This window comes from Parabacteroides sp. AD58 (genome assembly GCF_023744375.2).
GTDB lineage: Bacteria > Bacteroidota > Bacteroidia > Bacteroidales > Tannerellaceae > Parabacteroides > Parabacteroides absconsus.
This window is the reverse complement of sequence record NZ_CP146284.1, coordinates 1,349,773-1,374,287: the sequence shown is the minus strand read 5'-3', so window position 1 is coordinate 1,374,287 and position 24,515 is coordinate 1,349,773. Positions and strand designations below refer to the sequence as shown.

The following is a 24,515-nucleotide window of genomic DNA, read 5'->3' as shown; positions in this document are numbered from 1 at the left end:
CCTAAATATGGAGATCAGAAAACTACATGAAACTGAACAGGTACAGGCAATCTCGTTGGCATTGGATGTGTATCTCATTTGTGGAAAAGCCGACTATGATGAAGAAGGCTTAGGCGTGTTTAAGAGTTTCATTCATGATGAAGACCGTCTGCAGGAACTAACCTTTTGGGGAGCATTCGAGGAAACCGGGGCGTTGATGGGAATGTTGGCGATGCGGGAAAAAGACCAGCATCTGTCGATGTTTTTCATTCATCCCGATTATCACCGGCAAGGAATTGGACGGGCTTTGTTTACCTTTGCGATACAAGAACATCCTTATCGAAGTATTACGGTGAACTCTTCTACTTATGCCGTGCCTTTCTATAAAAGCTTGGGGTTTCTTCCTTTGGATGGACCGCAGAATTATCATGGATTGATCAGTGTGCCGATGAAGCGGACTTCTTTTCGGCTTCGCCCCTGGCAGAAATCGGATACAACGTCGTTGGCCCGGTATTTGAACAACAAAAAGATCTGGGATAATTGCCGGGATCGTCTTCCTTTTCCTTATACGGAAGATGACGCTCGTACTTTTATCGATTATGCAGTGGCCCAGCAGGGATGGAATGAGTTCTGTATTGAAATCGCTGGCGAAGCTGTCGGAAATATCAGTTTTATGCGGGGAACAGATGTGGAACGCTTCAATGCCGAAGTTGGGTATTGGTTGGCAGAACCTTTCTGGAATCAGGCTATTATGGGCGAGGCTTTGCAGGAAGCGATGCGTATATATGGGGAAAATTCAGATATAAAGCGTTGGTTTGCCCAAGTGTACGAAGGTAATAGGGCTTCCATGCGTGTTCTTGAAAAAGTAGGTTTCCGCCAAGTTGCTGTTCTTCGCAAGGCTTGTTTCAAGAACGGAGACTTTATGGATTTAAATTATTTTGAATGTTTGAAAGACGAATGGACTGGCAAATAAAACAGGTTACAACGAATAAAAAACAATTCCTCTCTTTGCTTCTTTTGGCGGACGAACAGGAATCGATGATCGACCGTTATTTGGATCGGGGCGATCTGTTTGTGATGTATGTGGATGAAGAATCGTGGATTGCCGTCGCTGTGGTAACGAATGAGGAAGAAGGTGTCTATGAACTGAAGAACCTGGCGGTCGATCCTGCCTATCAACGAAAGGGAATCGGAAGACAAATGGTTGATTTCCTTTGCCGCCATTATCAGCAAACGGGACATACCATGCTAGTGGGTACGGGCGATAGCCGACAAACGGTTTCTTTTTATCAGAGTTGTGGTTTTACTTATTCGCATACGCTTCCCGGTTTCTTTACGGAGAATTATGATCACCCGATTATTGAAGACGGGAAAGTCTTGACAGATATGATTTATTTCCGGAAAAGATTGTCCTGAGCTGTTTTTAAGTAATCGATCAGAAATATTCAATGGAGTGGAACAAGTTGAGGAGATTCTCCGATGAACGACTTTGAGACAACTTACTTCTTTCGGCAATTTTACTTGGAAAGTTCCTGCGGTATTAAAGGTTGTTTTTTCTTATAGATGATTTTGTTTTTCGTTTCTGCCTGGAATCTGATTCGAATCTCGTAGGATTTTAATTGTTTGACAGTAGTCGAAAAGCTTTACTATATTAGTCAAAAAGCTTTATTACATATATGGAAAAGCTTTATCACAGCTGTCAAACAATTAAAAGCTCACTATTTTATACGTAGATATAATATGAAACGAATTACATTCTCGTTATTTTCAGTATAAAATCAGAAAGACAGACAGCAGGATGGAGAAGAGCAAGACATTGCGAGCTGTATGGGCTAACGTCGGGTTCAGCTCTTTTCCGTTTTTGTGTCTCATTTCCTGCCAGGTCGCTATGAACAGGACAAAGAAGAGTCCGAAGGCGGCCAATATCCAAGAACTGGCTTGCAGCAAGAAAGGTAGAATCAGCAACAGGGCAATGATTCCGTTCAGCAGATACAGAATTCGCCCGAAACGACGCCCGAAAATAACAATGGTCGTCCGTTTGTTTGCTGCCTTATCCTGTATATAGTCCCGGTAATTGTTGATAACCAGAATATTGACTGATAATAAACCGACAGCAACAGAGAGAAGCAATGACAGCAACGAGAAATGCAGTGCTTGTACATAGTAAGTAAAGCAGACGGGAATAATACCGTAAAACAGCAGGACACAAACATCGCCCAGTCCGTTGTATGCCAAAGGAAACGGACCAGCAGAATAGGCAAGTACACACAAGGCAATGGCAATCCCTACCGGAATCAGTTCCCAGCCGGCAAAGAAAAGAAGCATACATCCACAAAAGCAGGCCAGCCCTAAGGTGATGAAAGTACCGGTCAGCATGCTTTTAGGCTGAATCCAGCCTTGGGCGACAGCCCGTTCTGGACCGAGGCGGTCGGCACCGTCGGCACCTTTCTTGAAATCGAAATAATCATTGGCGAAATTGCTGGCTATCTGTGCCAATAAGGCTACTAACACACAAAGTAGGGTAGGAATCCATTGGAAGTAACCGTCGCGGAAAGCCAACGCTGCTCCGACCAATACCGGACTTAAAGACGCCGGGAGCGTACGGGGACGAGCCGCTTCCAGCCACGCTTTTCCTTTACCAGGAGATGATAAATTCTTCATAACATTTATTTTGAGCACAAAATTATAACTATTTTACCAATCCACTTTTCCCTATTCCGAAAAAACATCCTATATTTGCGGCATGAAACAGTTTCTTGTCATAATCGGATTTGTGTTGAGCGCTGTGCTTTTCTTCAATCGGAATGAAAAAGTGCAGATGTTCGCCATGTCTATTGCCCAGACCAATGAAACTGTCATGGAAGAACCGGCAGATCATGATATGGAAACGTGCATAGCCGTTCTGAGCAGTGATCTGAAGAACAGTAATCTACTATCTCCGCGCCGGGTGGTTCAGACAATCACCTATAATTTTAATCTGCGGACGCAGAATCAGGTAGAGAAAACCTATCAGTTCTTGCGCTTAAAAGGACACGATTTGATTTCCAGACTACTGGAAAACGTATCTATAACTCACCATATTAATTACTCCGCCTTACTTACCCGTAACGGATATCATGTCTTTGCGTTACGGAAATTGCTGATTTAGCTTTTTTGTGATTGAAAAGGGATTAGAATGTCCCCGGGGAAATTATGCTTTCCCGGATGCGAATGGCTGTATTTGATTCTGTTTAAAACGCTGAAGAGCCTGTTCGTAGACGTGTTTTCCCATGCGTTTATCCGTTCTTATCAGGTCGCGGAGAAAGCGGCGTGACCATATGTTATTTACAAATCACAAAAAAGAAAATTATCATGGCAAAAAAATCAAATAAATTCAATCTGTTAGTTTCTATCGTATTAATCTTAGTAGGCTGTGTTTTAGCATGTAGTTCTATCATTCCAAATGATTATGTGAAGCTGATCGTTGTTTTGGCAGCTTTGGCCTATGGTTTGTATGGTATTATGAAAGCTTTAAGCTCTTCAGAAGAAACCGATGTTGTCAATAAATAATTACGAGGAAAGAATAAAATCAACTATAAATACAATCGAATAAAAAAGACGAGGAGGAAATTATCATGAAAATAAATAAAGATTTAGCTGATGCAGTAATGATGGTGGCATGTATTGTGCTGGTATTAGTCGGAACAACAACATTTGAATCTGCATCAACAAAGGCTATTATCATGACAGTACTGGCCGTTTTGGCTATTTTAATGGGTGCTGCCAGATTTTTAGGTGGTAAGAAACAGACACACTAACCCTTTTGGAAAAGTACAATTGTTGCTATTCCGTCGGGATGCCGGGATTATCTGTCGCTTATTTTTCTGCCTATTTTAAACTTGCTATAAATCATCAGATATGGAGATTATTCCAGGCGACATGTGTACCAATATGGAGAGGCTGAGGTTGAAACTTCAGCCTCTTTTTTGTCTGTTCACCATGAAATGGTCTGCATCTGGAAAAGTTTTACTATTTTTGCGCTTTCTTAACGTAAACAGACTGAATATGCGGAAATTCTTTGTTTGTGCCTTACTTTCATTGGCTGTATGGGCCGGAAAAGGGCAAAATGTGCAATTACATTATGACTTTGGCGGAGCTTTGTATGATAAAGACTTAGATGGCCGTCCGGTATTGACCAGTACGGTTGAAATGTTTAAGCCCGATAAATGGGGAAGTACTTATTTCTTTGTGGATATGGATTATACTTCTAAGGGAATTGCTTCGGCTTATTGGGAAATATCTCGTGAGTTGAGTTTCTGGAAAGCCCCATTCTCTATACATGTTGAATATGATGGTGGACTCAATAATCAGTCTTCATTCAATAATGCCTATTTAGGCGGTCTGACTTATACATTCAATTCGAAAGACTTTACGAAAGGCTTTACTTTTACCGGTATGTATAAGTATATTCAGAAATCCGAGAAACCGAATAATTTCCAGCTGACAGGAACTTGGTACATTCATTTTGCCAAGAATGGCCTCTGTACCTTCTGTGGTTTTGCCGACTGGTGGCGTGAAAAGAATCCTCATGGTAATTTTATCTTCCTGACAGAGCCACAATTTTGGTTGAATCTGAATAAATTTGAGAAAATAGACGACAAATTCAAGCTCAGCGTGGGTACGGAAGTTGAGTTAAGTCATAACTTCAGTTTCCGGAACGGATTTTATGCCATACCTACATTGGCTGTCAAATGGTCGTTTGATTAAAAGTCTACCAGCAAGCGGACATTAATTTGTCGGCCGGTCAGATAATTCGGAACGGCAAACTGATTATTGTCCGCACGTGTAATCCAATAATAGGAATTGACATTCTTCATGTCAAAGAGATTAAATACATCCAGTCCTAACCAGGCATTCTTCAGGTAGCGGAAGAAACCACGGTCGCGGATGGCATCGTCTTTTTCTATCAGTTGATAAGAAATACCCATGTCTACACGTTTATAAGCAGGTGTGCGGAAATAACCGTCTTCGTATCCTTTATTGGGAATGGTCACCGGCAGTCCACCTGATAAAACACCTTTCAGGTTCAGCTGAACACGTTTGTAACCTGGAAAGTAGTCTTGGAAGAACAGACCGATATTATAACCCGGACTGTTGGGAAGCGGGGCTTTGGTTGTTTCCCGAATTGTTTGTTCTGCTTTCATCAAAGAGAAACTGATCCAGGAGTCGGTTCCCGGAACAAATTCGCCAAAGAACTTAACATCGACACCTGCCGCGTATCCTTTGGCACAGTTCTCACCATAATATCTGATTTTTACATTATCAACCGTATAAGGAATCAGATTATCCAGTTTCTTGTAATAGAGTTCTGCCGTAACCTTAAAGTTCCGGTCGACGGCGCGAAATGTATAATCACCTCCGGCAATCACATGAATAGAACGCTGGGACTTGAGCTGGTTATTCAGTTTGACAATATCGTTTCCCTCTTCATCTGTAACAACCTGTCTTAATTCTTTATAGAAAGGCGACTGGTAATACAGACCGGTAGCTAGGCGGAACGTCAGGTCCTGATTGGCGTTGGGAATAAATCCAACCGAAACACGCGGACTGAAGATGAATTCCTTGTTATAACTCCAGTAACTACCTCGCACACCGCCTGTCACACTGAAAAGACCTTGTTTGGTGCGGAACTTGAATGCATCTTGCACGTATGCCGACAGGCGGGTACTTTCCAACTTGTTTTGTGAATATAAATTAGAAAACAGATTTACGCCGTCGCCGGTATGAGGAAGAGAGTAACCTGATGAGTCACGTTTTTCCCATTCAACAATTTTATCGCTAATCCGTTCCATTTGTACCTGTGCGCCCCATTTGATGGTGTTGTTCAAAACGCGCGCACTTCCATAATGCCCTACATTCATGACATTCGAGTGGAGACGGTTGCGGGCATGTTCCTGATAACGCCCAACAGAGAGAGCCGAGCTTCCGGCATCCATCGTTGAGTTGTCGCCGCTTCCATCATTCAGCCAGTATTCTCCGGCAATATCATATCGTTCGTCTTCTTCACTGTTGAAAGCAGAAGCCTGTATGCCCAATGTGGTATTGTCGTTAGGCTTATAGGCAAGCGTTAAGGCGCCGAATAAGGTCTGGAACTTATCGTTTTCATTACTGTTTGGAAACCAGACGGTAAACTTCTGGCTGTTTTCGATGGTCCCGAATGTAGTTTCACGGCTATGAGGCACGAAACGGTATTTGTTGGTAGCAAAGTTGCCTAAGAAAGTAGCTTCCCATTTGGGTGAAAACGCATAGGTCATATAGGTTTGTAAGTCCATGAAGCGTGGATCGTATTCCGCATCGGTATCCATTGTTCCTAATAATGAACGACCGCTTTTATAACGGAAACCAGTAACTTGGGTAAATTTCCCGGTTGAACTCCCAACATACACATTTCCTCCTAACAGACTGGCAGAAGCAGAACCTTCAAACTCTTTGGGCTTCTTGTATGTAATATCCAAAACAGAACTCATCTTGTCACCATAACGGGCTTCAAAACCACCGGCCGAGAAATTAACTTCCTGTGTCAAATCCGGATTAACGAAACTCAAGCCTTCCTGTTGTCCGGAACGGATCAGCAGCGGACGGAATACTTCAATACCATTCACATAAATGATATTTTCATCGTAACTTCCTCCACGAACGGAATATTGGGAACTCAATTCATTATTAGAAGAGACACCGGCAAAAGTAACCACCAAGCTTTCTATGCTGCCTCCAGAAGGATCGGGAAGTAATTTTACTTTGTCAGCTTGCATGGTTTCCATGGTGGATGTTTGTTTTCGGATAGCTGTCACGGCAAAGTCGCCCAAGTTGATTGATGTATAATTCATCTTTACATTGAGGCGCATGTCGGCTTGCAGGGAAGGAATAATGCGTTCAGCCTTGTTGTAACCCAGGCAGGAATAAATAAAGGTAACAGAATCTCCGGGTGTAACATTCAATGAATAGAAACCTTTTTCGTTGGTCATAGTACCATTCAGTGAATTCTTTACCAGAATGTTTACCAGTTCCAGCGGATTACCGTCGGCATCTCGCACATAACCGGTCACCTTTACCCTTTTCTGGGCATAAATTGTTGTGGATACAAGTATGAATAGCAAAGAAATAATCGTTCGTATTTTCATATTTTATGATGTTCGTCAGTTTGATGTCTGCATTCAGCTTTCTGGTTATCAACAGTCAGGTATGAATGCTGTTCTAAATGTATAAACGTAAAAAAGGTTAGAAACGTATAATCTTTCGTTTTTTTATTTGTGCAAAGGTACGCGATTCATCCTAAAATATCAAGAAAAGAACGTAAAGGCGAGTCCGCTTGGAACACCACATGGCGGATGATACAATGTGAGATAGGTTTTGATTGGTATAGTAAATGCGGATATTCCAAGCGGACTCAATAGCTGTGTGTTAATAACCGCCGCCTAATGCGTGGTATAGGTTGATGACACCTTGTATTTCATCAAAGCGGTCGGACGCGACATCCAGTTCGGCCTGTAACAGAGCCTGACGGGCAGTAAGTACTTCCAGATAGTTCTGAGAACTGTGTTGCATTAGTAATTCAGAACTGCGCAAGGCCGACTGAAGGGAAGTTGCCTGTTGTTTATCCAGCTGAATCCGTTTACGGGCTGCCTGCCATTGTACGAGGGCATCATTTACTTCGGCTCCGGCATTCAGCAGACTTTGGCGGAAAGACAGCAGAGCCTCTTCCTGTTGCGCTTTGGCTATTTCCAGGTTTGCTATGTTTTGTCCTCTATTAAATAGCGGCTGTACCAGTGAGCCGACCGCCGATAATAACCATTGTCCGGGATTGGTAATGGCCGCACCACCAGCATTGGTCCAACCGGCCGATCCGCTTAATGTAATATTCGGATAGAAAGCTGAACGTGCTGCATTTGTTGCATAATAGGCTGCTGCTAACTGAGCTTCACACTGCTTGACATCTGGCCGTCGGCTTAACAACTGTAGAGGTACACCCGTTGAAATGGAGTCGGGAAAGACCTGAGCATCTAATGTTGAACGGCCAATTTCTTGAGGGTTCATGCCTAGTAAAGTAGACAAAGAATTTTCCATCTCGTTGATTTGTTGTTCAAGTGAAAGGATAGAAGATTCTACTGAGAGTTTACTGGCTTCAGTTTGTGCCACTGCCATTTCCGTCGTTTGTCCAGCACGTTTCAATGCCTTCATTGCCCGCACATTTTCATTCCAGGTTTCAGCTGTACGTCGCGTAATATGCAGTTGTTCGTCTAACATGAGTAAACTATAATAACTGTTGGCGATTGTGGCGACCAGTTGAGTTTGTACAGCTTGTTGATAGGCTTCACTTTGTTCAAGAGCCGCTTTCGCACCTCGTTTGGCATTGAGTAACTTGCCAAAGATGTCGATTTCCCAATCTGCCGAGACTGCCAAGTCATAAGTCTTGGTGGCTTTTGCCCCATCCAAACTGCTGACAGAACCTTGCGGTGTGAACGATACAGCCGGAAGATAAGCCAGACGTGAAGTCATCAGTAGTGCTTCTGCTTCTTTCACTTTCAGATATGCGATCCCCAGATCTGTATTGTTGTTAAGGCCTGTTTCAATGAGCCGTTGTAATTGCGGATCAGTAAAAAGCTCTTTCCAAGAAAGTGAAGCTAATGACGTGGTGTCTGCAATTGGAACAGACTGGCGGTAGAGACTGTCGGAAACAGCTATATCCGGCCGTTCGTATGCCCGGTAAATATGGCAGCTACTTAGGGTTATTATACCCCATATGCATAACAATATCTTTTTCATATATCATTCTCCTTTATTCGTTTCTTTTTCAGGTTGTGGCAACTGACGTGCAGGCATGAGTTTCTCTTGTAAATATTGGAATACCATGAATAACGGTGGTACGATAAACAGCAATGCAATTGTACCAATAAGCATACCACCAACTGTACCTACACCGATAGAGATATTGCCATTGGCTCCAACACCGGTTGAGAACATCATAGGTAACATACCAAAGATCATGGTCAATGAAGTCATCAGAATCGGTCGCAAGCGAACTTGAGCGGCCGAAATGGCTGCCTGAATAATACTCATGCCGTGATGACGGCGTTCGGAAGCATATTCAGTAAGCAGGATTGCCGTCTTGGAAAGTAAGCCGATCAACATAATCAGTCCTGTCTGTAAATAAATATTGTTTTCCAGTCCGAACATCTTGGCAAAGAGGAAACTTCCAGCCAATCCGAAAGGTACAGAAAGAATCACGGCCATCGGAACAAACAGACTCTCATAAAGAGCACAAAGAATCAAATAAATAAAGACAACACAGATGACAAATACAAGCGTTGTGGTGTTACCGGTACTGGATTCTTCACGAGACATACCACCGAATTCATAACCGTATCCAGTTGGTAAAATTTGTGCTGCTACTTCCTTTACAGCTTGGATTGCCTGTCCGGAACTATAACCGGTTGCTGGTGTTCCATTGACCTGAATAGCCGAGAAAAGATTGAAGCGAGTCAGAATCTCAGAGCCGTAGATGCGGGTTAGTTTCAAATATTGATTGATAGGTGTCATTTCGCCAGAACTATTCCGTACATATATATTATGTAGAGCTTTTGTATCCAGACGAAATTCGGGTGAAGCTTGTACCATGACTCGATAGAGTTTGGAAAAGCGGTTCATGTTAGAGGCATAACTACCTCCGATATATCCGGATAAGGTATTTAAGACATCTGAGGGTGATACTCCATTTCGTTTACAAACTGCGGCATCTACCTCTACAAGATACTGTGGAAATTTTGTATCAAAAGAAGTAGTAGCTCTGGCAATTTCTGGGCGTTTATTCAGGGCATCAATTAACTGGCGAGTATATTTTAAATTCTGAACGGTTTCGTCTAACCGTTTGATGAATAAACATTTAACGGAGTATCTGAAAAGTAATGGTAACGACTAGGAAACCGTGCGATTTTCAGCGTTTTGCGGTGTTTTACTATCAAATAACTCTTTCAGGTGCAAAGATACGACAAATCTTTGATATAGTATCCAATACAAACAGTATTCGCCATTTTTTGCCTTTCGATATATACCTATTTGCTTATGCCGTTATTTTTTGCAGATTTGGATAAAAAAGGAAAGGCAAAATTCAGGAAGCATTGAAATTCTTTACTTTAGTTAGTGCAAAAATCGAATAATTTATTGTAACTTTGCAGCGGATTCGGTGTGCATATAATACCATCCCAATTAAGATAAGTCGCAACATATATAGTGGTTTTCAATATGATTATGAACAATTGTACAATATTAACAGGTAAAAACACCGTTAATATTGCATATCATAAACCTTGGTAATTTTTCCACATTCAAATCTAATTAATTCGATTTGAATGTCATTGTCTTTGTAATCCGGCATGCTATTTCAGGCTTGTCGAGAGATTTTTTGTGCTATAAAATCAAGAAACATTCAAAAGATAAAAGGAAAAATTCAAATGGAAAAAATCAGAAATTGGAAACAAGATTTCTATACAATATGGGCGGGGCAAGCTGTGTCCCTGATAACAAGTGGGGTTCTTCAAATGGCCATCATCTGGCATCTGACAAATACAACAGGGTCTGCGATGGTGTTGTCAATGGCGACCTTGGTTGGGTTTCTACCTCAAGCGGTTTTAGGTTCTGCAATCGGAGTACTTGTTGACCGCTGGAACCGGAAAATGGTCATGATTGGTGCAGATGTCATCATAGCTTGTGCTGGACTGGTACTTACCGTAATTTCCCTGTCAGCGGAACTACCTGTATGGATAGTAATGCTCATCCTCTTCATTAGAAGCGTTGGCACTGCATTCCATTCCCCTGCGTTAAGTGCGGTAACACCTCTTTTAGTGCCTGAAGAACAGTTAGTCAAATGTGCCGGCTACACCCAGTCCATCCAATCGGCAAGTTTCATCCTAAGTCCGGCAATTGCCGCTTTTCTCTATGCAAAATGGGGGTTGAATTCTGCGGTTGCCCTTGACGTATTCGGAGCAATAATTGCCTGTATCACTGTTGCAATGGTTCACATCCCAAAACAACCGATTGAAGCGCTGCAGCAAGAAAACTTTTTCACCGAACTGCGCATTGGCTATAACGCAATACGACAAAATAAAGCTCTTTTCACATTGCTTTGGATAGGAGCAATCAATATGTTCATTTATATGCCAATCAATGCGCTATTTCCGCTGATGAGTATGAATTATTTCGAGGGAAGTACCTTGCATGCTTCCGTGGTGGAAATTGTTTTTGCAGTTGGTATGTTGTTGGGCGGACTTCTATTGGGCGCATGGGGAGGTTTCAAAAAGCGCATGGCAAATATCATCGGCTCTATCTTTCTTATGGGAGTGTCATTGACTGTTTCCGGCTTGCTACCAACCAATGGTTTTATGATATTTGCGATATGTTGTACGTTGATGGGCTTTTCTGCCCCATTCTATAATGGAGTACAGACCGCGCTATTTCAAGAACAGATACAACCCGAGTATTTAGGGCGTGTTTTCGGACTTCTTGGCAGCATCATGTCGTTTGCCATGCCGCTTGGGTTGGTAGTGTCGGGTGCATTTGCAGACCAAATCGGGGTAAACCGTTGGTTTTTGTTCTCAGGTATGGCTATTCTGCTTCTCGCTATAATAGCCTTATGTCTTCCACAACTTAGAAAGGTCGACAATCAAAAACAAAAATCATGATTTATGAAACGTAACTAAATCTAAACAGCAATAAGCCTCTGATAGGGAAATACGATTATCGGAGGCTTATTGCAATCTGTTTTAACTACTTATGTAATTCCTCTACTTTTCCTTTGTGGTTGAATTGGCTGTCGTATGCTCTGCCGTAGCCTGTCGAACTGTTCCCTGAACCATTCGCCTATGGGCTGGCGGTTGATTACGAGTGTCAGTTTAGACTTGTCCGCAGGGTCTTTCACCACTTGAAAGCCTGCTCTTTCTGTCGTAAAACTCCGATTATGTTCCTCCGAATAAAGTTTGCCCTCGTATATCAAAGGCTTACCATAAGTCAATGTCGTGGTCTGCCTTTCATTGAACCCGACAAGGCGGCACAGGCTCTCTATTCTCATAATTTCCTTTGCCATAGGAAACCATGCACACAGCTTTTCGATAATGCGTTTCAAACCTGATACTTCATCTTTGTGTCTGACACTTTTTTCCGCCATCTCCTTACGGTGATTCTGCTGTATTTCCAACAACTGGCGGTTGTGCTCGGTTTGCATCGTGTGTATGCGGTTTTGCAGTATCTCAATGGTTTCCTCATGGGTGGCAACTTCCCGATACAGGGCGGTGTTCTCCCTTTCCAAAGTCTTGACCTTGTTGCTCCCGAAAAGAGAACCGACACTTTCAGCTATGTAGGTCGCTGCGGTGGTGGCTGCACCTTTCAGTTTCTCGGTCTGTACCTCTTTCTTGGCTTGTCTGAGTTCCTGTTCGGTTTCGGTTTTCTGCTCCTGTAACCGCTTGTTTTCTGCATCAAGGGCAGCGTTCTTTTTCTGTATGTCCCGATAATACTGTGTCGTGGTGGTGTGCCGTGCTTCGGAACCTCGCACACCTCGCTGTAATCCGTATTTAGCCATAACCCTTGCATAATTGTCGTGGTACGCAATCAAGGTCTGACGGTTGAACAGGTCATCGGCACACAAACGGACGGTATTTGCTTTCTTGTGATACTTCCGTTTGCCGTCTTCCTGCTCTTTCTTGGCTTTGCGCCTTTCACCTGTCACGATGGGAACAATGGCTGCATGGATATGCGGTGTCTTCTCGTCCATGTGAAGATGGGCGGCAACCACGTTCTCCCTGCCGAATGTGGCTTGCAGCCATTGGATGCTGTCGCTGCACCATTCGTCAAGTCTTCCGTTTTCCTGTATGTCCATCATGTCCTCATGTGTTCCCGACAGAACCACTCGGACTACACGGACTTGGTCATGTGTAATCTTCCGCTTGATGCCTGCCGTGTTCAGCCTGTGGGCAATCGCTTCATCCCTGCCATGAACGCCATCGGGGTATTCTATAAGTACCCTGTTCAGATGCGTTCTTGTCGGGTCTGCGTTTTTAGGTATGATTCTTCTCTCTATATGGTCGGATTGTACGGTGTCCGATGAACCTTTTGCTTTCTTTATGTCCAATGAAAAATATCCCATGTAGTTTGATTTTTACGGTTATTGTTATGAGTGTATTCTCTGCCTGTGGCATTGGCTCTCAGGGTTTCCAAAGGGATTTCCCTTTGGCTCGATAGGGAGTTTTTAGCATTACCGTGTAATGCGTGAAGAAAACGCCCTATTAAGCTATGGTATTTCTGTCTAAATACCCTTGGGAAAGCGAACCTGTTCCCCTCTATATTTTCAGCCCTTTCTTTTTCGGTGGCTGCATCATCCGCCTTGCGGATTGTACTTGCTTCTCCTCCTTTATCGGCTCTGTCGATTGGGACAAGAGTTTTTTGCACAGGTACTCGTTCAAGTCATTATACCCTGCATAGTGAACCGACATATCCTGCAAGCGGTCACCCAACATCCGTTGCAGGTTGGCGTATGCGTTCCGTCCTGCTGTGTCATTGTCAAGGAAACAGCCGATTCGGGTATAGGTTGCCAATATGCTTTCCGCTTTCGAGAGGTTGGAAACGGAGTTGAGAATGACGTAATCCTGTGCATTCAATCGTGGGTGTTGCGGATTGTTCTTTACTCGGATGGTCAGGAACGAGAGATAATCCATGAAGCCCTCGAAAAGATAACAGACGGTTCGTGGCTCTTTTTGCTGTCGGATATGGGTGATGTCCTTCGGGGCGACACATCCCTTGAAGTATCTATTACGCACTTCATACCCTCTTGCCATATTCGGGAAGCCGATGGCGAAATAGGGTTTGTCGGCATTCTCAAACCGCAGTTCCTTACACTCCCTTTTGGCGAGTTCAATGTCTATCCCCCTTTCTTGCAGATAGGCAATGAGCGCAGGTGATGACAGCTCGCCAACTCTTAATACCCGATAAGTGCGGTTGTCGGATTGCTGCTTGCCAAAAGAAAACGATGCAGGGCGGATGTATGGTGTCCGTTCCTCTATGCGCTTCAACAGGCAGGTTACATCTTCCGTATGGTAGAGTTCCGCTGCCAATGCGATGATGTTACCGCCCTTGCCAAGTCCAAAATCGTACCATTTGTTGAGTTCTGTGTTTACCTTGAAAGATGCGTCCGTTTCCTCTCTCAGCGGTGATTTGTACCAAAAGCTGCTGCCCTGTTGCTTGACGGGCGTGTAACCCAAACTTTGCAGATAGTCTGCGATTCTGATTTGTTTAACTTCTTGTATGTTCATGATATTCTATAGATTTGATGATGATTGTAAAAACGTTGATTTGTTGAATGGCTTATATAACACATTTATTTACAGAAAGATATTTGCTCAACATCTTCTCAACAAACCACTCGCCAAAAGAGAAATCAACAATCGGGTGCTGTTCCTCTCTCAACTTCTCTTTTCGATTGTTGAGATTTTGTTGAGAGTGTATATTGTTTATTGTCAGCATAGTTATATCCTTATTCATCAATTCAACAAAAAAAAGAATGATATTACAGGGATTCAAGTTGTTCCCTCGTGACAGAATAGAAACGACCGACCCGTTTTACAGGCTCATACCGACACTCCCGATTGTAGTTGAATTGGTAGGTGGTATAGGTCAGTCCGTTGGGTGCAGGCGTAAGTTTCCAACACTCCTGCAACACCTTTCGGACTTGGTGCTTCTCCACTTTTACCTGCGAGTGTACCAGCAACAGAAGAATGTCGTTGTAGCAGAACGAGAATGTGTCCGTGCCGACACTATCCATGATGTCAAGTATCAGCTCGTGCATCTCTATCTCCAGTCGGTTACGGTTGCTGCGGATTATCTTCTGCAAGGCTTCGGTATGCAACAGCGATGGAGCAAACCACATACGGCTTTCCTTTTCGGTGGATAGTGTTCTGTGTTGCAGGAAATGAAGAAAGGCGGGTATCTCCGCTTTCAGCTTTTGCAGGAAGTCGGTATCATCAGACTGCAAGCGGTCTATCTTGCGTACCCAATAGCGTGTTTCCCCTGCATCAATGATTACAGGCAAGTACTCGTTGTTGGAGCATAGCACGAACTTGGCGAAAAACGCTATCTCGTCACGGTCTTTGCCTTTGGCTTCCACCTTGTAGGAAAGTGTGGTGCTTAGGTTCTTCAACCGCTCGCTGTCCTCCCTACGGTTGAGCAGCACCTCGTCCACCACGATAAGCAGTTTGCCGGCCCAGTCGGAATTGAATTGGCTACGGAAATCCTCGTTGGTGTTAAAGGTTACATTGTTCTGAAATAGGAGTTTTAGAAAATTCAGAAATGTGCTTTTGCCTGTGTTGCGTTCCTCTGATACCAACAGCAGGATAGGCAGCTTTTGAATGGGGTACAAGTAGAGCAGTTGTAGGTAGTCCATGCCCAACTCGTATTGCTCCCCGAAGATGTGACCTACCAAAGATTGGATATGCGAGAAATCGCCCTCTTTAGGTTGGTGGTCTATCGGTTCATAGAGGTTAAGGAACTTGCCGACCACGGGATGGTAGCCGATGTGTTCGGGTACGGTGCAGAAGCCGTCATACTTGGGAACGCTGCCGATGTAGTCCTTGCCGTAGTCTTGGCGCAGGGTTTCGTTGTTCCATGCTATGCGTTTCCTTACATACCCTCCGTTCAGTTTGGGCTGCTCCACAATCTTGTAAAGCGTAGTCCCCACTCGGATGAATTCCTCCTTTGCCATGCCACCATCCGATGGCGGTCTGTGGCTGTCTTGTTGTTTGTTAGCTGACATAATCAAATGGTTTTAAGTTTGAAAAATACCAGCTACAAAAGTATAAGCATTTATCGGATAAGTTGTTACGCAAAACGCGGCAGAACGGTGACAAATAGCCCCCGAAGAAAAAACTTTCAATGGTTTGGAACGGAAGTCGGGCAGGACAGACGAAAAAACTCCCAAAAAACGAATGTGGGGATTACGCTTTTCGGGAGAAAAAATTGGAGTTCCTGTTGATATGTCGGTCAGATTATATGCTGACACGCTGGCTTGATTACTCTATTCGTGACTGAATGAATGGATTCCGTCAGTCGTGCAACCAATTCAGCTACGAGAAGTATTCGGCTTTGGCTATGCCGTTGGTGTTCAGCGAAAAGAAGATGCTTGTTTTCTCTTTTCGCAAGTACAGTCTTTCAAGAACGGCATTGCGCACCTGCTTCGCACTGTATGTGCCGATACGGAACGCAAGGGCGATTATCGTTTCAAGGCTGTAAACCTCCATGCTGCACTTGTCGGACAGTCGGATGGTATGCCTTATCTCACACTCATTCAGAATGCCGTTCTTGCAGAGTGTCTTTATCCCTGCCCTGATAGTCGGGGCGGTTACATTGAACAACTCGCAAAGCTCCCACTCACTCATGGCGGTTGCCTGTATATCTTTCGGCATAACTACATTGCCGAACTCGTTCATTGTTATGATGTTTCTTTCCTCTTTCATTATCGTTTGATTTAAGGGTTACTGAATGGCATTGCAAATGTTCTTTTCCATATCCTCCAGTTTGTGCGACAATGTTTCCATATCCTGACTAATCTTTTGGGCTGTGATTTTTGCGTAAATTTGGGTCGTTTTTATGTTGGTATGTCCCAAAAGTCGGCTGACGGTTTCAATGGGTACTCCGTTGGATAACAGCACAGTGGTCGCTGCCGAATGTCTTGCTACATGATAGGTCAAGTGGACTTTTATACCGCACAACTTGGCAATGGCTTTCAGCTTCTTGTTGCAAGTCGTGTTACTCGGCATGGGGAATACTTTATTATCTCTTGTCATACCCCTGTACTTCTCTATTATCTTTCGGGGAACATCCAACAATCGGATATTGGATTCCGTGTTAGTTTTCTTTCTTCGGGTGATAATCCACAGATTTCCGTCAAAGAATGTTTGCAGGTTGTCTTCCGTAAGGTTCTTGACATCGGAATATGCCAAACCTGTAAAGGTGGAGAACAGAAATAAATCCCTGACAAGCTCGTGTGTCTTGTCGGGCATATCGGTGTTCATCATTGTGTGTATCTCCTCTCTCGTAATATACCCTCTGTCCACGCTTTCGGGAGAGTTGATGTACCCTGCAAAGGGATTGAACGGCAGACGACCGTCATTCCTCGCTATGGAAATAATGTGTTTCAGCACAATCATGTAGCCCCAAATGGTATTGGTGCGGCATTTTTTCTCAGTACGCAGGAAATACTCGAAGTCGTTGATGAACGAGAGGTTCAACTCTTTTAACGGAATATCTTCACGCTTGTAGGTATGGGGTAGGAACTCACGGATGTGCTTGCAGACGGTAACATAACGTCGGAATGTTCCTTTTGCCCTGCTGTGTCCCACTTTCTTGGCAAATTCGCTGTTGTGTTGTTCAAACAGTTTTAGCAAGGTTTCCTGTTTGATACCGATGCCGAGATAGGCATCTTTCAACTTGGCAGCAGTGACATAACCGTCCGTCTGCATCAACTCTTGATAACGGCGGTTTATCTCCACTCTGATTTTGTCAACGGCACGGTTGATTCTTTGCGCTTCGGCACTCTTACCCGAAGCACGGTTGTTCTTCACGTCCCACAGGCGCAAGGGAACATCCATCTTGCAACTGAACTGCTTAATCTCTCCGTCCACCGTAATGCGACACATCAAAGGCAGGTTGCCGTTGGGTTTCTCACTGCCTTTCTTCACGTAGAACAATACCTTAAATGTACTTCTCATAACTCACTTTTTTTTGGTTACAAAATTAATTCATAGTGAGTTACCGACAGATACGACACATAACGCCAAACGATGCAAAATTTAGGTTTCGCAAGAAATTTGCATCATCGCACGGGTAATGATAAAGTAACTGAACTTTTGCTGCGTTTGTCCATATTCTGTCTCTTCTTGGCTTTTGAACAAGAGAAAAATATAGCGTAACGAACGCTTTTTCAGTCTGTTCGCTACGCTTTACTCAAATTTGCTATTCCGTTAGGTGTTTATTTTAATAGATCAGCAGTTGTTCCTCCTTTTTGGTCTTGTACATAGATTTCGAAACCACTGCTGACACCGTAACCTGGAATCATAGGACGAGTGAAGGCCATGATGTCTGCACTGGAAATGGTTGCTGTACGTTGGTGAATCTCGTCTATAATCTCATCGATGGCATCTTCTTTTTGTGTTCGTTCATCCCAATCTTTTAAGCGGATTGTGAACATACCGTTACAAGCTCCCTGTCCGCTCAACTGAGAGTTTCCCGTTACATTGGAGTAGTATTTAATTTGAGGAATGGAACGTATACAACTATCTACTTCGTCCATAATTACTTTTGTTTCCTGTAAACTATTACCTGGAGAAGTTCTGACATCAACAAACACTGTGCCCATATCTTCTTTGGGAACCAATCCGGTCTTGGTTGTTGTCATCAAGATAACAAGTCCAGCACAAGCCACGACTAATAAAGATGCGGCCAGCCATTTGCGTTTTAACATAAATAGTACGGCTACTTTGTATTTCATGACCAGACGATGGAATGCTGTATCAAAAGCAACATGGAAACGGGAAGAAAAACTCATTTTGTTTCCACCTTCGGTTTGGTGAGGTGTCATGATGAGGGCACAAAGGGCAGGACTTAATGTCAACGCATTCAGCAAGGAAATGGCTACGGCAGCTGCCATTGTCAGTCCGAACTGAGTATAGAATGTTCCTGTGGTTCCTCCGATAAAACTTACCGGGATGAATACAGCCATGAATACGAATGTGGTTGTTACCAAAGCCGAAGTAATACCGTCCATAGCATCGATAGTTGCCAGATAGGAGGATTTATATCCTTCGTCAAACTTGGCCTGGACAGCTTCAACCACCACAATAGCGTCGTCTACTACGGTTCCTATAACCAGTACTAAAGCGAATAGAGTCAACATGTTCAGACTAAACCCGACTATGGAAAGGAAAGCAAAAGTTCCTATCAAAGATACAATGATAGACAAGGCGGGAATAAAGGTAGAACGCATATTTTGCAGGAAAATATAAACTACAAGGACAACTAAGATAATGGCTTCGATCAATGTCTTGATAACGCTTTTGATGGAAGCATCAAGAAAGTCTTTCGTACTCATTAAGTCCACAATCTTAATTCCTTTAGGTAAAGTCTTTGAGATTTCGGCAATAGTGCGGTCTATTTCTTCAATGATTTCATTGGCATTCGAACCGGATGTCTGAGCGATCATAATGTTACAACCTGGATGGCCGTTAACTTCGCCTATATAATTATATCCTCTGGCACCTAATTCAATGGTTGCTACATCTTTTAAACGAAGAATTTCTCCGTTGGGAAGCGATTTGATGACGAGGTTCTCATAATCCACTTCTTGTTCATAGCGTCCACGGTATTTCAATACGTATTGGAATGTATTGTCAGATTCAGCTCCTAACGTACCGGTTGGTGCTTCCAAATTTTGTTCATCAAGTACGGTTGATATATCACTAGGCATCAATCCGTATTTTTTCATCTTGTTTGGATCGAGCCAAATCCGCATCGCATAGTCATCACCAAAAACACTGACATCACCTACTCCGGCAATACGAGATAGTCGAGGCTCGATATTGATTTTCATGTAGTTGGTTAGAAATAATCGATCAAAAGAATCATCTGGGCTATAAGCAGCCAATTGTTTTATATTACTGGTTTGCCGCTTTCGTACGTTGATACCACTTTTGGTAACTTCGGCTGGTAACAAACCTTGTGCTGTAGCGATACGGTTTTGTACGTTGACAGTTGCCATATCAGGATCTGTTCCCTGCCGGAAATAAATGGTAATACGCGCAGAACCACTATTAGAAGCAGTAGAGGTCATATACATCATATTTTCTACGCCATTAATAGCTTCTTCCAAAGGTACGATCACACTCTTTTGTACGGTTTCTGCATTCGCCCCTGTATAGGTAGCCGATACACTGACTGTTGGAGGAGCGATTTCTGGAAATTGTTCGATTGGCAATTGGGTAAGACCGATTATTCCTAATAGCAGGATAAGCACTGAAATGACACTCGCCAAGATAGGGCGGTCAATAAATGTTCTGATCTTCATAAGGCGTGCTTATTTTATGGGTTCGGATGATAATTCAGTATTAACGGCTGTGCCTTCGCGCATTAGACCCGCTCCTTCGGCAATGATCATATCGCCTTCAGATAAACCGGAAAGGACGATATAGGTTTTTCCGTCATTATACTTATAGACAGTAATGGGGGTTGATTGTGTTTTTCCATCAACAACTTTCCATGTAAAAACTCGATTCTGTAGTTCATAGGTAGCTGCTTGAGGAATAACTATACAATTTTTATGCACTATAGGGACTGATATGGTTCCGCTACCTCCATTCCGCAGTAAATGGCCTGCGTTAGGGAAAGTGGCACGTAGGCTCACTACGCCTGTTCCTTCATCTACTGTACCACTGATGGCATCAATGCGTCCTTCGTAGTTGTAAATTTGACCATTACTTAATGTCAGACTAACAGCTGGCATCTTTTCTTTGGCTTCTTCCAAAGATCCATATTGTTGGATGAGATCGAGCATTTGACTTTCGGCCATTGAAAAATAAGCATAGATTTGTGAGTCATCAGATACGGTAACCAGCGGTTCAGAAATATTACTGTCAACTAAAGCCCCAATACGGTATGGAATCATACTGGCTACACCGTCAACTGGACTTTTTACTTCAGTGTATGACAGATTATTTCTGGCATTGGTCTCTTCCGCTTTGGCTTGTGCTAATGCAGCTTCAGCTTCGAGTAATTGGTTACGAGCCGTCTGTCGGTCGAAATCTGATACGATGTTTTCTTTGAATAATTCTTCTTTGCTGTTGGATGTCAGGCGGGCTGTCTGTAATTTGGCTTCAGCGCTTTTTACATTGGCAAGAGCTGTTTCCAAAGCAGCTTTATATGGAACTTGGTCAATGATGAACAATACTTGTCCTTTTCGTACTAAGTCTCCTTCATTGATTAGAATATTAGTGATGGTTCCGCTCACTTGCGGGCGAATTTCTACCGATTGTTGTCCGCGTAAAGAGGCTGGATACATAGATTGTAAGGTCTGATTACTGGTCTCTACAGTCAGTGTTTTGTACTTTTCACCAGGCATTGTCTGCTTTTTTTCTCCACATGCACACAACAGCGACATGCTACATAGCATGAGGAACATACTTGTCTTCATCTTCATAATGTATAGTGTTTATATTTTGTCGTGTTTGCTACATTACAAACATATATAGAATGAATGAATTTTCAGATTAAGTGGTGATGAATGCCGGGAATGTAGTGACGAACAAACGTAAAACGTACAACCATCTATTCCCTAAATCATGTATCTTTGTAGTGAAAAATAGTTTGCCATGAAGAATGATCGTATTTCACTTTATGTAGATTTATTGTTTTGTCTGCTCATTATGCCTTTGGTTATTATGCTGTTGCCTGTTGACCGCTGGATTGTGAGCAATACGGCATTTCTGATAGCACTTATTATTTACGTATATATGCTTTATTTCGTCTATCGAAAGGCCTGTTTACCTAAACTTTTTATGGAGAAGAAATATTTGCATATTGTGTTACTGATGTTTGTTTTGATTGGATTAACAGTAGGACTTACCTATTTCCCTTATCCTTCAGTTTGGAATACCAGTACAGCGAAGACGATAGATACCCGTATACATATGCGAACGCAAACTATTTGGTTTTTCTTTTTGATGGTAACCGGATTTTCTTTGGCTATTGAGCTTACATTTGAACTGTTCAGGCAAATTCTTTCCCGACAAGAAATAGAAGTAGAGAAAAATAAAGCAGAGCTGGCACTTTACAAGGCTCAGATTAATCCTCATTTTCTCTTTAATACGTTAAACACCTTATATGCTTTGGTTTTATCTGGTTCAGAGAAGACTGAATCAGCTTTTGTGAAATTTTCCAATATTCTTCGTTATATGTACACTCAAATTCACATGGAAACTATTCCTGTGGGGCAAGAAATTGAATATATCAGGCAATACGTTGAGTTACAATCATTGCGACTAAATAGGCATACGCAGGTGAATCTGACGGTTGAGGCTGATAATGAACAGACTCCTGTTCCGCCGATGATACTCATTACATTTGTGGAGAATGCTTTTAAATATGGAACTTCATCGGAAGTTGATTGTGTGATTCATATTCATATTCGTTTGAATAAAGGCACTCTATATTTTGAAACAGAGAATCAGATTATGCGAATACGAGAGGAGAACAAACCAACTATAGGGATAGCCAATTGCAGGAAACGGTTGGATTTGCTTTATCCTGGCCGGTATAAATTATATGTAGGAGCGGAAGGGAATTTATACAAAACACATTTAACAATTCAATTACAATGAAGACAATTTCATGCATAGCCATAGATGATGAACCGATGGCATTGTTGGTCATTGAGCAATTTTGTCGCCGTAAAGGTGGAATGGAACTGACTACTTACAGTGAACCGCATGTCGGGTTGGAAGAAATCCGCCGGCGGAAGCCTGATTTGGTATTCTTGGATATTCAAATGAATAGTATCAGTGGGTTGGAGATAGCTAATTCGTTACCACGCGAATGCTGCTTTATTTTCACAACTGCTCATGCCCAATATGCTCTCGACGGCTTTAATCTCGACGCTGTTGATTTTTTGCATAAACCCTTTGCTTATGATCGTTTTGAGGTAGCCGTCGAAAAGGCGATCCGTAGATTAGACATTCGTCCAGCAACTGTTCCCGATTGTCTGGTTGTCAAGCAGGAATATAGTAATGTCAGTATTGCATTGGAGGATATTCTATATATAGAAGCTTTAGGAAACTATACCAAAATCTTTCGTGAGAGTGGCGGTTATGTTTTATCACATACTAACTTAAAAACAATTCAGGCGATGTTGCCTGTTAATTCTTTCCTGCGTATTCATCGTTCGTATGTAATTTCGGTCAAGAAAGTTGAACGATTTACTAAAAATTATATCCAATTGGAAAAGACATCGATCCTTTTGCCTATAGGGGAATGTTATGCCTCTCAAGTCAATCAAGTTCTTACGAATACGAAAGGCTTTTTGTAAATATATGCCCGATTCATATTATCTTTGTCGCATAAGAATTATTAAGCAGAATAAAGAGTATATGAAAAACTTCGCATCATTGATTAAGGATAGAAGAAGTACACGAAAATTTACCAGTCAGTTGTTGAATCCGGATCAGGTGGCTTCTATTTTGAAAGCTGCTTTGATGGCTCCTGCCTCAAAACGGAAAAATCCGTGGCAGTTTGTAGTAGTAGAGGATAAGGAGATGCTGAAGAAGTTGGCGGGATGCAAACCTCATGGTGCTGCCTTCATAGAAGGATGTGCTTTAGCAGTAGTTGTTTTGGCAAATGTGATGGAGAGTGATGTTTGGATAGAAGATGCTTCTATTGCTTCTATTTTTATGCAGTTACAGGCTGAAGATTTAGGCTTAGGCAGCTGTTGGTGTCAGATCCGAAACAGACAGACTGAGCAGGAAGAAGATGCTTCACAATATATCCGAGGTTTACTGAACATCCCATATCAATTAGAAGTGTTATCGATCATTGGTTTTGGTTATAAGGAACAACCCAGTAAACCTTTTGATGAATCCCGATTGCAGTGGGAGAAAATACATTTGGATACATATCAGTTACCAGACGAAAAACAAGAAAAAGACGAGGCATGAGAGTTGTTGTTATAGGGGCGGGTAATGTTGCCACCCATTTGTCTGTAGCCATAGCTTCTCTTGCCGATATGGAAATAATACAGGTGTATAGTCATACTGAAATCCATGCACAAGTGTTGGCTACTCGCTTACAATGTGATTATACAGCAGATCTTTCTCATATACGAAATGATGCAGATATATATCTGTTTGCTTTGAAAGATCAGGCATTGGAATCTGTTATTTGTTCGATTCCTTCCAATAATGGGTTGTGGTTACATACATCTGGCAGTATGCCCATATCTGTTTTTTCAGGTTTTACAGAGCGTTATGGCGTTTTATATCCTTTACAGACATTTTCAAAAAGCAGAGAAATCACTTTTGAGGGCATACCGTTGTTTATTGAATGTTATCGTAAAGAAGATAAAGAATTATTGGAAGGTTTGGCTCGTCGTTTGTCAGGTAATGTGTGTGAACTTTCTTCTGAGAAGCGGCGTTCTTTACACTTAGCAGCTGTTTTTGCTTGTAACTTTACAAATCACATTTATGCATTGGCAGAAGAAATACTGCAGAAAGAAGGATTATCTCGTGATTACCTGTTCCCACTGATAGATGAAACAGCCTCAAAAATACATGAGATGCCTGCTCGAGAAGCACAGACGGGACCTGCTATTCGATATGATGAAAACATCATTAATAAGCATTTGGCTATGTTGGCTGATGATTCTGCGGTGCAGACTTTGTATCGTTTATTAAGTCAGAGTATCCATAATAAACAACAATGAT

At 42.6% G+C, this 24,515-nt stretch carries 21 protein-coding genes and 2 pseudogenes; 12 read left to right on the top strand and 11 right to left on the bottom strand.

The window, feature by feature from the left end; genetic code table 11:
- Positions 1–7: 7 nt before the first annotated feature.
- The 3 genes and pseudogenes from NEE14_RS05865 to NEE14_RS05855 form a co-directional block, all read left to right on the top strand.
- Positions 8–427 (top strand): annotated as a pseudogene (locus NEE14_RS05865) (GNAT family N-acetyltransferase); the annotation flags it as partial.
- The gene (locus NEE14_RS05860) at positions 428–952 is read left to right on the top strand and encodes a GNAT family N-acetyltransferase (protein ID WP_251967164.1); all 525 of its coding nucleotides are present in this window, start codon (positions 428–430) and stop codon (positions 950–952) included. It abuts the pseudogene before it with no gap.
- On the top strand, positions 922–1,395 hold the full coding sequence (locus NEE14_RS05855; protein ID WP_251967150.1) for a GNAT family N-acetyltransferase: 474 nt from the start codon (positions 922–924) through the stop codon (positions 1,393–1,395). Before NEE14_RS05860 ends, NEE14_RS05855 begins: the two co-directional genes overlap by 31 nt.
- 351 nt (positions 1,396–1,746) lie before the next feature.
- On the opposite strand, the gene NEE14_RS05850 is transcribed toward NEE14_RS05855, so the two are convergent.
- Positions 1,747–2,640: a 1,4-dihydroxy-2-naphthoate polyprenyltransferase gene (locus tag NEE14_RS05850; RefSeq protein WP_251967151.1), complete on the bottom strand. Its 894-nt coding sequence runs from the start codon at positions 2,638–2,640 to the stop codon at positions 1,747–1,749.
- Between the two features lie 82 nt (positions 2,641–2,722).
- Here NEE14_RS05850 and NEE14_RS05845 point away from each other — a divergent pair, with 82 nt between their 5' ends.
- The 4 genes from NEE14_RS05845 (at position 2,723) to NEE14_RS05830 (ending at position 4,725) form a co-directional block, all read left to right on the top strand.
- The gene (locus NEE14_RS05845) at positions 2,723–3,127 is read left to right on the top strand and encodes a hypothetical protein (RefSeq protein WP_251967152.1); all 405 of its coding nucleotides are present in this window, start codon (positions 2,723–2,725) and stop codon (positions 3,125–3,127) included.
- Between the two features lie 203 nt (positions 3,128–3,330).
- Positions 3,331–3,528, top strand: a complete 198-nt coding sequence (locus tag NEE14_RS05840) for a hypothetical protein (RefSeq protein ID WP_251967153.1) — start codon at positions 3,331–3,333, stop codon at positions 3,526–3,528.
- 65 nt (positions 3,529–3,593) lie between these two features.
- The gene (locus NEE14_RS05835) at positions 3,594–3,776 is read left to right on the top strand and encodes a hypothetical protein (RefSeq protein WP_251967154.1); all 183 of its coding nucleotides are present in this window, start codon (positions 3,594–3,596) and stop codon (positions 3,774–3,776) included.
- Between the two features lie 247 nt (positions 3,777–4,023).
- The gene (locus NEE14_RS05830) at positions 4,024–4,725 is read left to right on the top strand and encodes a DUF5020 family protein (RefSeq protein ID WP_251967155.1); all 702 of its coding nucleotides are present in this window, start codon (positions 4,024–4,026) and stop codon (positions 4,723–4,725) included.
- Here NEE14_RS05830 and NEE14_RS05825 read toward each other — a convergent pair.
- The 3 genes and pseudogenes from NEE14_RS05825 to NEE14_RS05815 all read right to left on the bottom strand — a co-directional run.
- The gene (locus tag NEE14_RS05825; RefSeq protein WP_251967156.1) at positions 4,722–7,139 is read right to left on the bottom strand and encodes a TonB-dependent receptor; all 2,418 of its coding nucleotides are present in this window, start codon (positions 7,137–7,139) and stop codon (positions 4,722–4,724) included. The two genes, NEE14_RS05830 and NEE14_RS05825, sit on opposite strands and share 4 nt — an antisense overlap.
- Positions 7,140–7,419: 280 nt before the next feature.
- Positions 7,420–8,781 carry a TolC family protein gene (locus tag NEE14_RS05820; protein ID WP_251967157.1) on the bottom strand — a complete coding sequence of 454 codons (1,362 nt, stop codon included), beginning with the start codon at positions 8,779–8,781 and terminating at the stop codon, positions 7,420–7,422.
- A gap of 3 nt (positions 8,782–8,784) precedes the next feature.
- Positions 8,785–9,858 (bottom strand): annotated as a pseudogene (locus NEE14_RS05815) (efflux RND transporter permease subunit); the annotation flags it as partial.
- 608 nt (positions 9,859–10,466) lie between these two features.
- Between NEE14_RS05815 and NEE14_RS05810 the strand changes: the two are divergent.
- Positions 10,467–11,693 (top strand): MFS transporter, encoded by a 1,227-nt coding sequence (locus NEE14_RS05810; protein ID WP_016564142.1) that lies wholly within the window; start codon positions 10,467–10,469, stop codon positions 11,691–11,693.
- Positions 11,694–11,782: 89 nt separating this feature from the next.
- Here the strand turns inward: NEE14_RS05810 and mobV are convergent, their stop codons facing one another.
- The 7 genes from mobV to NEE14_RS05775 all read right to left on the bottom strand — a co-directional run bounded on the left by mobV (position 11,783) and on the right by NEE14_RS05775 (position 21,235).
- Entirely contained in the window at positions 11,783–13,150 is a 1,368-nt protein-coding gene (gene mobV, locus NEE14_RS05805) for a MobV family relaxase (protein ID WP_251966315.1), read from the bottom strand.
- Between the two features lie 193 nt (positions 13,151–13,343).
- Complete coding sequence (locus NEE14_RS05800; protein ID WP_016564201.1) at positions 13,344–14,312, bottom strand: toprim domain-containing protein; 969 nt, start codon at positions 14,310–14,312, stop codon at positions 13,344–13,346.
- Between the two features lie 254 nt (positions 14,313–14,566).
- Complete coding sequence (locus NEE14_RS05795) at positions 14,567–15,808, bottom strand: primase-helicase family protein (protein ID WP_016564203.1); 1,242 nt, start codon at positions 15,806–15,808, stop codon at positions 14,567–14,569.
- Between the two features lie 310 nt (positions 15,809–16,118).
- Positions 16,119–16,508, bottom strand: a complete 390-nt coding sequence (locus NEE14_RS05790; RefSeq protein ID WP_016564204.1) for a hypothetical protein — start codon at positions 16,506–16,508, stop codon at positions 16,119–16,121.
- A gap of 18 nt (positions 16,509–16,526) precedes the next feature.
- Positions 16,527–17,762 carry a site-specific integrase gene (locus tag NEE14_RS05785; RefSeq protein ID WP_016564205.1) on the bottom strand — a complete coding sequence of 412 codons (1,236 nt, stop codon included), beginning with the start codon at positions 17,760–17,762 and terminating at the stop codon, positions 16,527–16,529.
- A gap of 260 nt (positions 17,763–18,022) precedes the next feature.
- Positions 18,023–20,113 (bottom strand): efflux RND transporter permease subunit, encoded by a 2,091-nt coding sequence (locus NEE14_RS05780; protein ID WP_251966316.1) that lies wholly within the window; start codon positions 20,111–20,113, stop codon positions 18,023–18,025.
- A gap of 9 nt (positions 20,114–20,122) precedes the next feature.
- Positions 20,123–21,235, bottom strand: coding sequence for an efflux RND transporter periplasmic adaptor subunit (locus NEE14_RS05775; RefSeq protein WP_251966351.1), 1,113 nt, complete (start codon positions 21,233–21,235; stop codon positions 20,123–20,125).
- Between the two features lie 178 nt (positions 21,236–21,413).
- Here NEE14_RS05775 and NEE14_RS05770 point away from each other — a divergent pair, with 178 nt between their 5' ends.
- From NEE14_RS05770 to NEE14_RS05755, 4 genes are all read left to right on the top strand, one after another.
- On the top strand, positions 21,414–22,421 hold the full coding sequence (locus NEE14_RS05770) for a sensor histidine kinase (RefSeq protein ID WP_251966317.1): 1,008 nt from the start codon (positions 21,414–21,416) through the stop codon (positions 22,419–22,421).
- Entirely contained in the window at positions 22,418–23,125 is a 708-nt protein-coding gene (locus tag NEE14_RS05765; RefSeq protein ID WP_251966318.1) for a LytR/AlgR family response regulator transcription factor, read from the top strand. Before NEE14_RS05770 ends, NEE14_RS05765 begins: the two co-directional genes overlap by 4 nt.
- 61 nt (positions 23,126–23,186) lie before the next feature.
- Positions 23,187–23,750, top strand: a complete 564-nt coding sequence (locus NEE14_RS05760) for a nitroreductase family protein (RefSeq protein WP_251966319.1) — start codon at positions 23,187–23,189, stop codon at positions 23,748–23,750.
- A complete protein-coding gene (locus NEE14_RS05755; protein WP_251966320.1) occupies positions 23,747–24,514 on the top strand; it encodes a Rossmann-like and DUF2520 domain-containing protein in 768 nt (255 codons plus the stop codon). Before NEE14_RS05760 ends, NEE14_RS05755 begins: the two co-directional genes overlap by 4 nt.
- Position 24,515 lies beyond the last annotated feature (1 nt).

Excerpts from the sequence above, each read along its gene's own strand:
- NEE14_RS05860 (WP_251967164.1), top strand. The coding sequence starts at position 428 with ATGAAGCGGACTTCTTTTCGGCTTCGCCCCTGGCAGAAATCGGATACA.
- NEE14_RS05855 (WP_251967150.1), top strand. The coding sequence starts at position 922 with ATGTTTGAAAGACGAATGGACTGGCAAATAAAACAGGTTACAACGAAT.
- NEE14_RS05850 (WP_251967151.1), bottom strand. The coding sequence starts at position 2,640 with ATGAAGAATTTATCATCTCCTGGTAAAGGAAAAGCGTGGCTGGAAGCG.
- NEE14_RS05845 (WP_251967152.1), top strand. The coding sequence starts at position 2,723 with ATGAAACAGTTTCTTGTCATAATCGGATTTGTGTTGAGCGCTGTGCTT.
- NEE14_RS05840 (WP_251967153.1), top strand. The coding sequence starts at position 3,331 with ATGGCAAAAAAATCAAATAAATTCAATCTGTTAGTTTCTATCGTATTA.
- NEE14_RS05835 (WP_251967154.1), top strand. The coding sequence starts at position 3,594 with ATGAAAATAAATAAAGATTTAGCTGATGCAGTAATGATGGTGGCATGT.
- NEE14_RS05830 (WP_251967155.1), top strand. The coding sequence starts at position 4,024 with ATGCGGAAATTCTTTGTTTGTGCCTTACTTTCATTGGCTGTATGGGCC.
- NEE14_RS05825 (WP_251967156.1), bottom strand. The coding sequence starts at position 7,139 with ATGAAAATACGAACGATTATTTCTTTGCTATTCATACTTGTATCCACA.
- NEE14_RS05820 (WP_251967157.1), bottom strand. The coding sequence starts at position 8,781 with ATGAAAAAGATATTGTTATGCATATGGGGTATAATAACCCTAAGTAGC.
- NEE14_RS05810 (WP_016564142.1), top strand. The coding sequence starts at position 10,467 with ATGGAAAAAATCAGAAATTGGAAACAAGATTTCTATACAATATGGGCG.
- mobV (WP_251966315.1), bottom strand. The coding sequence starts at position 13,150 with ATGGGATATTTTTCATTGGACATAAAGAAAGCAAAAGGTTCATCGGAC.
- NEE14_RS05800 (WP_016564201.1), bottom strand. The coding sequence starts at position 14,312 with ATGAACATACAAGAAGTTAAACAAATCAGAATCGCAGACTATCTGCAA.
- NEE14_RS05795 (WP_016564203.1), bottom strand. The coding sequence starts at position 15,808 with ATGTCAGCTAACAAACAACAAGACAGCCACAGACCGCCATCGGATGGT.
- NEE14_RS05790 (WP_016564204.1), bottom strand. The coding sequence starts at position 16,508 with ATGAAAGAGGAAAGAAACATCATAACAATGAACGAGTTCGGCAATGTA.
- NEE14_RS05785 (WP_016564205.1), bottom strand. The coding sequence starts at position 17,762 with ATGAGAAGTACATTTAAGGTATTGTTCTACGTGAAGAAAGGCAGTGAG.
- NEE14_RS05780 (WP_251966316.1), bottom strand. The coding sequence starts at position 20,113 with ATGAAGATCAGAACATTTATTGACCGCCCTATCTTGGCGAGTGTCATT.
- NEE14_RS05775 (WP_251966351.1), bottom strand. The coding sequence starts at position 21,235 with ATGAAGACAAGTATGTTCCTCATGCTATGTAGCATGTCGCTGTTGTGT.
- NEE14_RS05770 (WP_251966317.1), top strand. The coding sequence starts at position 21,414 with ATGAAGAATGATCGTATTTCACTTTATGTAGATTTATTGTTTTGTCTG.
- NEE14_RS05765 (WP_251966318.1), top strand. The coding sequence starts at position 22,418 with ATGAAGACAATTTCATGCATAGCCATAGATGATGAACCGATGGCATTG.
- NEE14_RS05760 (WP_251966319.1), top strand. The coding sequence starts at position 23,187 with ATGAAAAACTTCGCATCATTGATTAAGGATAGAAGAAGTACACGAAAA.
- NEE14_RS05755 (WP_251966320.1), top strand. The coding sequence starts at position 23,747 with ATGAGAGTTGTTGTTATAGGGGCGGGTAATGTTGCCACCCATTTGTCT.